Source organism: Ruegeria sp. BHSB058 (assembly GCF_059613285.1).
In genome coordinates this window covers 73,383-86,035 of sequence record NZ_JBXWSF010000005.1, presented here as the reverse complement: position 1 = coordinate 86,035, position 12,653 = coordinate 73,383, and the positions used below count along the sequence as shown (strand labels likewise).

Genomic DNA, 12,653 nt, shown 5'->3' with positions numbered 1-12,653 from the left:
CTGCGGGCACCGCGTCCACCAAAGCCATTGCAAGGTGTCCGCCCGCCAACTGATCGCCCAAAGGATAGTCCGGTCCGATCTCGACGGGCGATTCGCCGGTCGGCGGCCCGATCAGAACAAGACTGTTGCCCAACAGATCCACCCGGGTTTCCGGGTCGATGAACCCTTCCACCTCTAATAAGTCCATCCAGTCGACATTGGCCGAAAGAAAGACCTGTGCCGGGGCGCCAAGCTGTATCTGGCGCGCCAGAACCGAGGACCCTGCAAAAGAGAGGGTAACCGTATGTCCACTTTGCGCCGAATACTCTGCCGCGATGTCATCCAAAGCTGACTTGAGACTGGCCGCTGCAAAAACCAGAACTTCCTCGCCGCGCGCTGGGATGGCCAGCGAAGCGCATATTCCAAGCGCCGCGATCCAGGTTCGGCAAACGCGAGAGAAAGTCGTGTTCATAGGTCAAAAACTCGTTATGTTTCTTCGGGAATATCGGAGCTTCATCTGCATGGGCAACCCCTATTTTTCCACCTCCCGTTCGCGCAGCATCTCGCACAGCTTTTCGATATGTGGATGCGCGGCCTGCCGCGCATCGTGTTCGAGCGCGCGATAGGCAGCCAGGACCTTACGCCCCGTCTGCGTCAGCTCGGCCCCGCCACGATTGGCCCCACCGCGCGTGCTTAGCACAACAGGTTCGGCAAACATCGCATTCATAGTCTCAACCAGTTGCCAGGCCCGCTTGTAGCTCATACTCATTTCGCGCCCCGCCGCCGCAATGGACCCGGTGCACGCGATATGTTCCAGCAATTCCGCCTTGCCAGGTCCGATCATCTCGTCCGGGCTGAACACGACGCGCAATCGGAAGCGGGGATCGGGAAAGCGGTTTGTCATAGCGCGATTGTGCTTGGACAGGGTGCAGAGTTCAACGGTACATCTGACTATGAACCCGGTGGCGGTCAATCATATGCGCAATGGTTGCCGACACGCCTGCTGATCCACGCTGTCGCGGTTTTCCGAATACCGCAACGTCACGCAATACAGCTTTGATCGACTTCAGTGATCGCGCATCGGCCGATTTGCGCCAATGTCTGGTGAAGCTCAGCCTGAAGCACAGCTGCAAACTGCTTGAGGCCAGCTTCGCCGCTGGCCGCGATTGCAAAAAGCAGGGGCCGCCCGAAGAAAACGAAATCCGCGCCCGAAGCATAGGCTTTGACAATGTCTTCTCCCGACCGCAGGCCGCTATCGAAGAACAGCGGGAACTCCGACCCGATGGCCTCGCGAATTTCGCGCAACGCGTCAAGTGCACCCGGCGCGCTTTCCATCTGTCGGCCGCCGTGGTTGGAAACCTGTACCGCATCGACGCCTTCGCTCCGCAATCGCAAGGCATCTTCGGGGTCCATCACACCCTTGACCACCAGATTGCCCTGCCATTCCTGGCGCAACCGCCTCAGATAGTCCCAATCGGCCGCCGCACGGCTGGCGTCCCGGTCAAAAGTCCCGAAAGGTCCGCCAAAATTCGCCAGTTCCGGACGGCCCTTGAAAAGGGTGCTCAGCGACCAGCGCGGATGCAGCGCAAAATCGATGAATTGGCGCGGACCCAGACGGAAGGGCATCTTGAACCCATTGCGCAGATCCTTGGGCCGCCGCCCCACCTCAGGCACGTCCACGGTCAGAACCAGCGTCTGGTAACCCGCAGCGCGCGCACGAGGGATCAGACGCCAGGAATCTTCGCCATAGTACAATTGCAGCCAGGCCTGCCCTTGCGCCTGTTCCTGGATCTGTTCGAGGCTGGTCGAGGCCAGCGTTGAAACCACATGCGGTATGCGCAGTCGCGCAGCCAACCGGGCCAGCATCAGATCCGCCCCATGCCCAGCCAGATTGCACATGCCCATTGGACTGATCCCGAAGGCTTGCCCGCACTCCTTATCTAGGACCACGTAATTCAGACTTCGTCGCTGCACGTTGCGAAGCACTCGCGGGCGTAACTGAACCCGGTCCAGCGCCGCGCGATTGCGCCGCGCGCCCTGCTCTTGGCCTGCGGCACCGTCGATATAGTCGAACACCATCCAAGGCAGCCGTCGGCGTGCCAACCGGCGCGCGTCTTCGGCGCAATGGATGGCGTTTGTCGCCATCAGGCCTGAACGGCCTTCATGAAACGGTCGCGGATGACCACCGGGTCCATGGTGATGACAGGCATCTTGGCGTTGCCACTTTCGCATTTGCACACGATGACGGTCTTGCGCCCGGCATCCAGAGCCTGCTGCAACACTGCTCCGGTCTCTTCTGCGCGGCACTCGATCACGGTCTCGCACCCCGCCTCGCGGGCCATTCCCGCCAGCGAGGTCCGCTGCCCGGCATAGGTCGGCTGATCCCCGGTCGAGCCATAGGACCCGTTGTCGATGATCAGCAGGATATAGTTGTCGGCCTGATGGTTACCGATGGTGGGCAACGTGCCCAGATTGGTCAGAACCGATCCGTCACCGTCGATCACGATCACCGGCTTGGGCTGCGCCAGTGCCAGCCCGAACCCGATCGACGAGGCCAGACCCATCGTGCCAAGCATGTAGAAATTGGTCGGCTGGTCGTCGATGGCGTGCAACTCCTGGCTGGGGATGCCGATATTGCAGATCACCAGATGGTCACGAATGATCGGGGCGATTTCCCGCAGAATTTCAGAACGGATCATTGGTCGCCATAGCCTCCCCAGAAATTGGCGTCGGTCAGGACCGCCACCGGCTTGTTGCACATGAAGGTGTATTTCAGGATGTTGTCCAGTTCCCCAACATCCCGCTGATTGTGGAAATGGTAGGTGGGGATGTTAAGTTGCGCCAGAAGCGCCTTGGTATGCACGGCCATCTCGACCTGACAGGCCACCGGCTCGCGCAACTCGCCGCGATAGGAGATCAGCATCGGCAGGGGCATCCGATAGTACTGGATCAGCGTGGCCAGCGTGTTGATGGTTACGCCAATCGCGGTGTTCTGCATGATGATGGCCGGACGCTTGCCGCCCATCCAGGCACCGGCACACAACCCCATACCCTCGTCTTCCTTGTTCGAGGGGATGTGTAGGATATCATCGCGCCGATCGATTTCGGCAATGACCCCGGCCAGTTGCTTGCACGGCACCGTGGTGACGAACGAAATGTCGTTCGCGACCAGAGTATCGGTGATCTGTTTGTCTATGTTCATATCCGAGTTCTAGATCCTGAATGATGCGCCCTGGGCGCGATTGACGGGTTTAGGATTGGCGGTGCACATGCACGGCACAGGGTGCATGCCGAACGACGCGCGATGCGGTCGAGCCCAGAAAATAGTCGCTGAGCCCCGGTTTGTGCGAGCCTACGATGATACAGTCGATCTCGTTTTCGGTGGCATAATCGATGATGGCACGAGCCGAATGCCCCCTGACGATAACGGGATGAACGCCGTCAAGGCCCTCGACCTTGTCCTCAAGCAGGTTGCGCGCATGGCGAAACGCCTCTTCGACCACGGATTTGTCCAGATAGCTGCTGACGGAACCCTGCGGCGCTTCATAGACATGCAATGCAATGATCTCACCACTTCCGCCGGAAAGGGCCTGGGCCACTTCCAGCGTGTGCTGCGAGATGCCGTGATCCAGCGCCATCGGGACAAGAACTTTTTTGTACATGGTTGCCTCCATTGTTGCCGGGTCTACGCCCACGGTGTCAGGACGATCTTTGGTGCGGCGACCGTACCGGCACGCAAATCGCGAAACGCTTGCGCCCCATCTGACAACGCCCGTTCTTCAAACCAGTCGAGTTGCCCAAGGCGCCCATCAAAGATCGCCTGCACGGTCTGGCGAAAATCCTCGCTCGTATAGGTATAAGTGCCGATGAAGGTTATTTCCTGCAAGGTCATTCGGCGCACATCCAGCCCGCCCGTGTCCTCGCCCAGCCCGACATGCACGATCACCCCTCCCGGCGCAACGCGGGCTGACGCGCTGTCTCGGGTCGCCGCATATCCGACAGCGTCTATGACAAGCGGAAACGAACCGATCACACTGTCTACCAGTTTCAGTGACCGAAGCTGTTCCAGAAACCCTCGCCTGTGCGCATTCGGTTCGACAATGGTCACGTCATCAACCCCGATCGCCTTGAGCGCCAATGCCGCCGCAACGCCAATGGCCCCGCCACCAATCACCAGCGCACGCCTGTCCATCGCAGGATGCAGGGCCTCAACCCCCAACCTGACCGCATGCCAACTCACTGCGAGCGGCTCGGCCAGCGCGGCCCGGGATAACGGCACGTCATCCGGCACCTTGATCAGATTGGCCTCCGGCATGGTGACATATTGCGCAAACGCCCCCTCACGCGGGGGCATCGAGATGATTTGACGGTCCGGGCACAGATTTTCGCGACCAGACACGCAGGCAAGGCAACGGCCACAGACCACAAGCGGATTGATCGTCACGCGCGTCCCGTCCATGGTCCCGCCGACGACAACTCCCGCCGCCTCGTGCCCCAATATCAGCGGCGCCGGACGCCGGGCATCGTGACCGAGATACGCATGCATGTCCGAGCCACAGATGCCGACGGCCTCGACCCGGATCAGGTGCTCGCCCAGGACGGGAACGGCATCGGGCACTTCCTCATAAGCCAGCCGTTCTACACCCTCGTAAACCAGCGCTTTCATTTTGCCGTGAACCCCCCGTCGACCATCAAAACCTGCCCCGTGACATAGTCAGACGCCCTTGAGCACAAAAACAGGATTGGACCGTCGATATCCTCCAACCGCCCATTGCGCCGGATGCAGGTTTGCGCGGCATTGCGGGCAGCCCGTTCGGGATCGTCGAATACGGCTTGCGTCAGTTCCGTCGGAAAGAACCCCGGCCCGATTGCGTTGGCGGTGATGCCGAAAGGCGACCATGCCTCGGCCATGGCCCGTGTCAGCTGGCCGATCCCGGCTTTGGTCGCGCCATAGGCGATGCCGCCCGGAAAGGCCCTCGTGGTCTGCAACGACGCGAAGTTCACGATGCGGCCCCAGCCGCGTTCCTTCATTACAGGCACCATCGCCCGGCTCAGAAAGAACGGCGCGCTGAGGTTCAGTGCAAGGGTCGCATCCCAACCTTCGTCCGTGACCTCATCGGCGGCTTCGCGCGAATTCAACCCGGCCGCGTGGACAATGATGTCCGGCGCGCCGAACGGGGCGGATATCCGTTCGACCAGCGCGTCTGTCGCGGCCCGGTCGGCCACATCCCCGACCATTGTGGCGACGCTGTCGCCAACCTCGTCACGCAGCTGCGCCAAGGCCCCGGCGCGTCGAGCGACGCCGATTACCCGAGCCCCGGCGGCGGCCAGAACAATCACCGCCCTCCGCCCCAGACCCGAGCTTGCGCCGGTGACGCAGGCAACCCGTCCCGTCAGGTCAAAAAGCGCGCGCGGATCATCCATCGGCGGTCAGATCGAACTGTTCGTCGGGAAAATACTTGGCAAGTCGCACATCGGCAGCCCGTGCATGCCCCTCCATCCCCTCCAGGCGGGAGATGCGGGCAGTGGCCAACGCAATCGGCTTGGACCCCTCACGCGTCGCCCGCTGCCATGTCACGATCTTCATGTACTTGTGCACGCTCAGCCCACCAGTATAGCTCGCAGCGCCAGACGTGGGCAGCACATGGTTGGTGCCCGTGGCCTTGTCGCCGTAGGACACGGTGGTTTCCTCGCCCAGAAACAGCGAGCCATAGCAGGTCAGCCGGTTCAACCACCAATCCAGATCATCGGCCTGTACCGTCAGATGTTCGGGCGCATATTCGTCGGAACAGGCGGCCATTTCCTCGCGGTCCGAACAGACGATCACTTCGGCATAGTCACGCCAAGCAGCAAAAGCATTGTCACGGTTCAGTTCAGGAAGATCGTCGATCAATGCCGGAACCAGTTCCATGACCTTCTGCGCCAGATCCCGGTCATCGGTCACCAACCAGACGGGTGAGTTGTATCCATGTTCGGCCTGGCTGACCAAATCGGTTGCAACGACATGCGCATCCGAGGTCGAGTCCGCCAGAATCAGACTGTCGGTCGGGCCTGCGATCATGTCGATGCCGACCTTGCCATACAGAATACGCTTGGCCTCGGCGACAAACTGATTGCCCGGCCCCACGAGGATATTGGCGCGCGGCAGGCCGAACAGGCCATAAGTCATCGCGGCGACCCCCTGAACGCCCCCCATTGCAAGGATGCTGTCGGCACCACAGATATGCGCCGCGTAAACGATTGCGGGCGCGACCCCCTCACTCGGGCGCGGAGGGGAACAGGCGGTGATATGCCGGCACCCGGCCACCTTCGCCGTCGTGACGGTCATGATCGCGCTGGCGATGTGACTGTATCGCCCGCCCGGCACATAGCAGCCCGCCGCATCCACCGGGATCGCTTTCTGACCGGCGATGAACCCCGGCACGATTTCCATCTGCACATCAGACACGGTTGCCTTTTGCGTTTCCGCAAACCGGCGTACGTTGTCATGGGCAAAGCGGATGTCCGCCTTGAGCTTTTCGGGAACCAGCGCACAGGCGGCCTCGATCTCCTTGGCGCTCATCAGGACATTGCCTTCGTATTTGTCGAACTTGGCCGCGTATTCCATGGCCTTGGCGTCCCGGCCTGCCTCGATGTCGGCAAGAATGGTCTTGACCGTGTCATGAACCTCCGACGCATGCGATTGCGCGGTCAGGGTTGCCTTTTTCAGATAGTCACGAGGCATATTCAGCAGATCCTATTGGTAGATTTCAGGAAGCAATGTAGTCGAAACCGCCGGAACATAAGCGATCAGAATGACCACGATCAGCATGGTAAGAACGAAGGGCACGGCACGGGCGGCGATCTTGAGGATCGACTCGCCGGTTATGCCCGAGACGACGAACAGGTTCAGACCCAAAGGCGGCGTGATGAACCCGACACCCAGCGCGGTAATCATCATGATGCAGAATTGAATTTCGTTCATTCCGATATTGTCCGCCAACGGTTTCAGGATGGGCGCGAGGATCACGATATTCGGCGTCGTCTCCATGACGCAACCGGCAGCAATCAGGATGCCGATCATCAGAAGGATCAAAAGATAGGGGTCATCGGTCAGCGACGTGATCGAGGCGACAAAGCCCTGCGGCACACCCATGATAGCAAGCGCTTCGGCCAATGGGGCCGAAAACGCAATGATCGGCAGGATCACCCCGTTCACCTTGGCCGAACTGACCAGCATCGACGGGAAATCAGCCAGCGTCAGCGTACGCAGGATGAAACCCATGATAATGGTGACGACCACCGCGGTCGCTCCGGCCTCGGTCGGCGTCAGGCGACCCGAGAAGATGCCGTAGAAGATAATCCCCGGCACGATGAAGGCGTACCAACCTGACCTGAGAGCCTTGCCCAGATTGGCCAGCCACTCGCCCATGGTCATCAACCCGCCCCCTTCATAGGCGTATAGGCGGTTCATGATGATGTTGGTGATCAGGATAGACACCAGAATGGCAAGACCGGGAATGAGCGCGGCCAGAAACAGGGTCGATGCGGAAATCCCCAGCACAAGGCCGATGATGATATAGGCAATGGACGGCGGGATCAGAATGCCGGTACAGGCCCCTGCGGCAACCAGCGCACACGCATAGGGGCGCGGATAGCCGCTTTCGACCAACCGGTTGATGGTCATGCGGCCCACGGCGGCTGCACCCGCCGCGTCAGAGCCCGAGATGGCGGCAAACATGCCGCAGACCAGAACCGTGGCCGAGCCGAAACCACCCTTGGCGAAACAGGTCAACGCCTCGGCCACGTCCAGAAACTTGCGTGACAACCCGGTCCTGACCAGTACGTCACCGGTCAGGATGAACAGCGGAACGGCGGTCAGCGCAAACGCGTCGATGCCGGTGAACAGGCTCTCGCCAACAAGGCTGAGCGGCAAGTCACCTGACATCACCAGCATCACGATTGCCGCCGAACCAATCGCGGCCCAGACCGGTACGGCCAAGGCGATGAGGCCGACAAACATGATAACCGGCAGATAGAAATCCCAGCCCAGTTCGACGGATTGATTGAGGGAATTCCAAAGCATCGCAGGTCTCCTCAATCAAACAGCTTGTCGCCTTCAAAGACGGGGGTGCCGTCTCGAAGGGATTTCACGTCGCGCATCAGGGATTGGATCAGCCGCCAGATCATCAGCGCAAAACCGGTTGGAACCGCCATCAGGAACCAGACCTTTGACACGCGCAGGCCATCGGTCACCGATCCGAACTTGGCAGACACGTGAACGGCCTCGTAAGACCAGTATAGCGCGATCACGGCGACGACGAACATCACCAGATCGCCAAATATATACAGCAACGCTTTGGGGCGCGGCCCGAGATAGTGCATGACCACGTCAATGCGGATATGCGCCCGCTCCTTGACGGCGGCAGCCGCGCCAATCCAGGCAAGATAGATGAAGGAATAGCGAACGATTTCCTCGCCCCAGATCGAAGAGAACGCGAAAATCTCGCGCCGCAGAACCTCGATGGCCATCGTGATCACCAGCATCACATAGAACACAAGCAGCAGCCAGCGTTCTGCATTTCGGTCTAAGTTCTGAAGAACGGTCATTTTCCCCTCGGCGTCAAAACGGTCACGCGCAGGCATTCTGCAAGACGTTGCTGTGGGCCACGCTTTTGAAGCTCTCGGCGGACACCCGTTCGGTGCCCGCCGAATTTGTATCAGGCGTCGTGAACGTAGTATTTGCCCTGTGTACCAGCCGCTTCGACCAGCTTTTCAAAGGCATCCATCGACCCCGCCAATTCCGTCTTGAACGGATCCCAATCGGCGTTCTGATAGCCGCCGGCATCCTGCCATTCCGCCAATTGATCTGCGCTGAGCGAGTGGAACTCGACTCCGGCCTTGTTCAACTCGGACATGGCATAGGCCCGCGCCGAGGGAACCTTGGACAGGTTCTGGTGGCTGGTCATCTCCGACCCCCACATGATGCCTTCCTGCACATCGGCAGGCATCGAGTTGAACCATTCCAGGTTACAGGAATAGACCTGACTGTCCGGCACTGCCTGTGTAAAGGTCACATGGCTCAGAATGTCCTTGAAACCAAAAACATACAGCGCCCCAACGGACGGATCGAGCGCATCCGCGACACCCTGCTTGATGGCCGAAGGTGTTTCGCCCCACGCAACCGGGGTCGGGTTGGCGCCTACCATCCGGTAGTATTGTTGCAGCATCTTCGACCCCGGCACGCGGAACTTGATGCCGCTCATGTCACCCGGGGTCATGACTGCGTTACCGCCCTGACGCACCGCGACGACACGCGGGTCGATCACCACATAGAACAGTGCCTTGAACCCGGCCGCCTCGACCTTGGGGTGAACTTCGTTCTTCCATGTGTCGGAATGCACCAGATTGGTAAAGCGCTGGTTCGAACCGCACAAATAAGGCATGTTGATCAGATCGACGGTCGAGGCAAAGGGCGCGAAGTTCGACAACGAATGCTGCGCCGCCTGAATCGTGCCGCCCTGCACCTTTTGCACCAGCGCGCCGCCCGCGCCCAACTGGCCGCCGGGTGCCAGTTTGACATACACCTTGCCGTTCGTCGCGTTCTGGATGTTCTCTTTGAGGTCCAGTTGCATGATCGGATAGCTGCGCGAGGCTCCCAGCACATAGGCTGTTGCCACGGTCATGACGTGATCGGCCGCATTTTCCCGCTCGCGCTCCTCTTTCGCGGTCTGCGCGGCCGCTTCGGATGACCAAAGCACCCCACCGGCACCTGCGACCAGCGCGGCGGTGAAAGCGCCGCTGGCACTAAGTTTCAGGAAATTGCGGCGCTCTGCGGATGCAAGCTCGTTTCTGTCGTTGTTCATATTATGCCCTCCCATTGGAAAATTCGGCCCCATCTCAACCGCCATTCTTGGCGTCGCGGTCGGCCTCCTTCTTCAGAATTGCGACAACGAACAGGATCGACGCCGCGAACAGAACCAACATCTCCCCTACATCCCCAAGAAATGCGCTGCCCGCAAAAGCACCCAAAGCCACGTTCGCAAAATAGATGGCAAACACGATAATGGACGCTGCAAGAAACATTTCCCGGTCTCCCTGTAGAATCGGCTCCTACCTATTTGTAAGCGCTTACATGACAAATGCAAGCGCTTACATTGTGACTTCCATCCACTCATCAAACCGTCTAGACTTTGGCAAAAGCGAATTGTGAGTTCGAGAATGACAAAACTTCGGTCCGCGCCGACCCTGGATGATGTGGCCAGGAAAGCGGGCGTTTCGACTGCGACCGTGTCGAGGTGCCTCAACGATCCGCAACGCGTCGTCGAGGCGACGCGCAAACGCGTCATGTCGGCGGTCGAGGTCTTGGGATACACACCGAATTTTGCCGCACGCGTCATGGCGGCTAAGAGGTCGTTCACGATCGGCGCGATCATTCCCACGATGGAAAACGCGATCTTTGCTAGGGGGCTGCAGGCGTTTCAGGAAGAGATTCACCAGCGCGGCTATACCCTGCTTGTTGCAAGTTCCGCCTACAAACCCGAGGTCGAGGAAGAGCAGATCAGAAATCTGGTCGCCCGTGGCGCTGATGGGCTGTTGCTCATCGGCCATGATCGCGACCCACGCATCTACGACTATCTCGACCGTCAGAAGGTCCCCGCGATGGTTGCCTGGTCCTTCATTCCGGGCAAGCGTGTTCCTTCCATCGGATTTGACAATCGCGAAGCGATGATGGCACTGGCGAACGCGGTGATCGGTCAGGGGCACACGCGCCTGGCGACGATTTCGGCCATCAGTAAAGGCAACGACCGCGCCCGGTTGAGGATCGAGGGCATCAGGGACGCCTTGACAAAAAACGGCCTGTCCCCCGACGCATTGTCGATCATCGAAACACCATACGAAATCGAAAATGGGGCCGCAGCCTTCAGCAGGTTGATGTCCCGCGCCCCACGCCCGACAGCAGTCTTGTGCGGTAACGACGTTCTTGCCGTAGGCGCGCTGCGCCAGGCCGAAAAGATGGGCCTGCGTGTGCCCGAAGATATATCGATCACCGGGTTTGACGATATCGAGTTGGCCCGGATCGTTCATCCGGGCCTTACGACATTGCATGTCCCGCATCGCGAGATGGGTCGTAGGGCAGCGATCGAGTTGATCAACATGATCGAAACCGCAGCGCCTGGCCAATCCATCCAGCTTCAAACCGAAATCGTGACCCGCGGTTCGCTGTCCCGGCCAATGTGACCCACGTGGGATTGACGGGGCCCTGCCCGGTTTGTCCCAGCCCGGGCGCGTGCCGCATCCGGCGCGCTGGGCAGTTCGGCATTCCCTTTTTCGCAACCCGCCTGAAAGTCGGGTAGCTTGCTGTTGGTCATGCCCGCGCTGTCCGTGCAAGGAATGCCATGGCGTTGCCCCATCTGCGCGCTGACGGCCATCCGCACGCCCAGTTCGGCGCGGCCACCCGAACAGCGCGGGATGACCGGGGTGCAGCAGATTGACATAAACCAGCTCGGCCAGAGCCTCGGCAGTTTGCTGCGCTGTGCCGGTCCTTCTTCAGAGTGTATCTTCTTAAGAGACAGGGTTCGCGCAACGGTTGACAGTAAAAGTTCCTGCAAGGCAATGGCAGGGTTTGACAAACAGCTTGGACGGGGTGGATCGGTCACCTTGCACCTGACCCGAAATGGAGCGTCAGCTCAAGGCGATTGTCAAGTTGCCGACTGCAAAACATCGGGATAGTCGACCCCGAGTTGACCTGTTTCAAACCGGTTCAGGTTCTTGCGCCACGTCCGGTCCGGCCAGATCAGTTCCACGGACAGATCGCAGGGGTGATAGGCGGCTGTGTAGAGGGTGCCAAATCCCCTGTTGAATGCCAGCGAATACAGCGGGGGCTTGAGGAACGACCCGATGAACTTCTCTTTCGTTTCCGGATGCAGCGTCAACCGCTGAAGCAGAAACCGCTCCCGTTCGACTGAGGCCGTCAAACGCGCGTGGCTGGACCATTCAACGCGCTCCTGATGGTTGGTGGCGACTGCCACTCTGGTAATGATGGTGGGGCGATCTGGAGCAAGGTAGGCGGTGAAGTAATTCCTGTCGCGATCCAGAACCGTCACGTTGTAGGTCATGTGACAGGGAACCCGCGTCAGAACCTCTTTTGCCTCATCGATGGTCGAGCAAACTTGCAAAAGGTATCTGAGGATGAGGGGCACGCCAAAGCCGTCGCCAACAGCACGGCGTCCGCCAAAGGTCAGCGAAACGGTGAGGCCCGCGTCGTTGATCCCGTCGAGCAGACCGAACAGCCCATCCGAAGTGCCCATCACCTGACGCCCGTTCCAGACGGTTTTGAGAAATACCCCGTCAAATGCCGACGGGTTGTAATCGTAGTTGCGGACCAAGAGCGGTTCCTTGCCCTGCCAGATCGCCTGACTGCAACCGGCCAGATAGCGTGGCGGGCAATAGAAACTCAGGAACCGCGATTCCAGATCACCGCCCCCAGCGGCAGCGCACAACCGGTCGTAGAGTCCGACGATTTCGGGCATGTGAGTTTGCAAGGCCCGGCGGCATTCCGCATAGGTGGGGCGACCGGACAGGCCTTCGCCCGCCCACCAATTGAGATAGGCCTTTCTGTATTCGGAAAAGAGCCCGGTCAGTTTCTGGCCGGGCTGTGTTTCCTCTACGGCGCGGAATGTCAGTTTCATGCG

General features: G+C 59.8%; 15 protein-coding genes. 1 reads left to right on the top strand and 14 read right to left on the bottom strand.

The genetic code is table 11. The annotated features are described in order from the left end of the window. From modA to AC2FNB_RS02365, 13 genes are all read right to left on the bottom strand, one after another. Positions 1-451 (bottom strand): molybdate ABC transporter substrate-binding protein (modA, locus tag AC2FNB_RS02425; protein WP_496744240.1); only part of this gene is annotated, 451 nt, incomplete at its 3' end. Between the two features lie 60 nt (positions 452-511). After that, positions 512-883 (bottom strand): winged helix-turn-helix domain-containing protein, encoded by a 372-nt coding sequence (locus tag AC2FNB_RS02420; protein ID WP_480749393.1) that lies wholly within the window; start codon positions 881-883, stop codon positions 512-514. 137 nt (positions 884-1,020) lie between these two features. Further along, complete coding sequence (locus AC2FNB_RS02415) at positions 1,021-2,124, bottom strand: alpha-hydroxy acid oxidase (protein ID WP_496744239.1); 1,104 nt, start codon at positions 2,122-2,124, stop codon at positions 1,021-1,023. Then, complete coding sequence (gene comE, locus AC2FNB_RS02410) at positions 2,124-2,678, bottom strand: sulfopyruvate decarboxylase subunit beta (RefSeq protein ID WP_480749395.1); 555 nt, start codon at positions 2,676-2,678, stop codon at positions 2,124-2,126. The genes AC2FNB_RS02415 and comE overlap by 1 nt, the downstream gene beginning before the upstream one ends. Continuing rightward, positions 2,675-3,181 carry a sulfopyruvate decarboxylase subunit alpha gene (gene comD, locus AC2FNB_RS02405; RefSeq protein ID WP_480749396.1) on the bottom strand — a complete coding sequence of 169 codons (507 nt, stop codon included), beginning with the start codon at positions 3,179-3,181 and terminating at the stop codon, positions 2,675-2,677. The genes comE and comD overlap by 4 nt, the downstream gene beginning before the upstream one ends. Before the next feature lie 49 nt (positions 3,182-3,230). Continuing rightward, positions 3,231-3,641 (bottom strand): universal stress protein, encoded by a 411-nt coding sequence (locus AC2FNB_RS02400; RefSeq protein ID WP_496744237.1) that lies wholly within the window; start codon positions 3,639-3,641, stop codon positions 3,231-3,233. Between the two features lie 23 nt (positions 3,642-3,664). After that, the gene (locus tag AC2FNB_RS02395; protein ID WP_496744235.1) at positions 3,665-4,645 is read right to left on the bottom strand and encodes an alcohol dehydrogenase catalytic domain-containing protein; all 981 of its coding nucleotides are present in this window, start codon (positions 4,643-4,645) and stop codon (positions 3,665-3,667) included. After that, complete coding sequence (locus AC2FNB_RS02390) at positions 4,642-5,403, bottom strand: SDR family NAD(P)-dependent oxidoreductase (RefSeq protein WP_480749399.1); 762 nt, start codon at positions 5,401-5,403, stop codon at positions 4,642-4,644. Before AC2FNB_RS02390 ends, AC2FNB_RS02395 begins: the two co-directional genes overlap by 4 nt. Beyond that, on the bottom strand, positions 5,396-6,703 hold the full coding sequence (gene hisD, locus AC2FNB_RS02385; RefSeq protein ID WP_496744233.1) for a histidinol dehydrogenase: 1,308 nt from the start codon (positions 6,701-6,703) through the stop codon (positions 5,396-5,398). Before hisD ends, AC2FNB_RS02390 begins: the two co-directional genes overlap by 8 nt. A gap of 12 nt (positions 6,704-6,715) precedes the next feature. Further along, positions 6,716-8,044, bottom strand: a complete 1,329-nt coding sequence (locus tag AC2FNB_RS02380; RefSeq protein ID WP_480749401.1) for a TRAP transporter large permease — start codon at positions 8,042-8,044, stop codon at positions 6,716-6,718. A gap of 11 nt (positions 8,045-8,055) precedes the next feature. Continuing rightward, a complete protein-coding gene (locus tag AC2FNB_RS02375) occupies positions 8,056-8,568 on the bottom strand; it encodes a TRAP transporter small permease (RefSeq protein WP_480749402.1) in 513 nt (170 codons plus the stop codon). 110 nt (positions 8,569-8,678) lie between these two features. Further along, positions 8,679-9,824 carry a TRAP transporter substrate-binding protein gene (locus AC2FNB_RS02370; protein ID WP_496744231.1) on the bottom strand — a complete coding sequence of 382 codons (1,146 nt, stop codon included), beginning with the start codon at positions 9,822-9,824 and terminating at the stop codon, positions 8,679-8,681. Between the two features lie 34 nt (positions 9,825-9,858). Next, entirely contained in the window at positions 9,859-10,044 is a 186-nt protein-coding gene (locus tag AC2FNB_RS02365; RefSeq protein WP_480749404.1) for a hypothetical protein, read from the bottom strand. A gap of 135 nt (positions 10,045-10,179) precedes the next feature. Between AC2FNB_RS02365 and AC2FNB_RS02360 the strand changes: the two genes are divergently transcribed. Further along, positions 10,180-11,199, top strand: coding sequence for a LacI family DNA-binding transcriptional regulator (locus AC2FNB_RS02360; protein ID WP_496744229.1), 1,020 nt, complete (start codon positions 10,180-10,182; stop codon positions 11,197-11,199). Positions 11,200-11,660: 461 nt separating this feature from the next. On the opposite strand, the gene AC2FNB_RS02355 is transcribed toward AC2FNB_RS02360, so the two are convergent. Continuing rightward, positions 11,661-12,650 carry a C45 family autoproteolytic acyltransferase/hydrolase gene (locus AC2FNB_RS02355; protein ID WP_480749407.1) on the bottom strand — a complete coding sequence of 330 codons (990 nt, stop codon included), beginning with the start codon at positions 12,648-12,650 and terminating at the stop codon, positions 11,661-11,663. Positions 12,651-12,653: the final 3 nt, after the last annotated feature.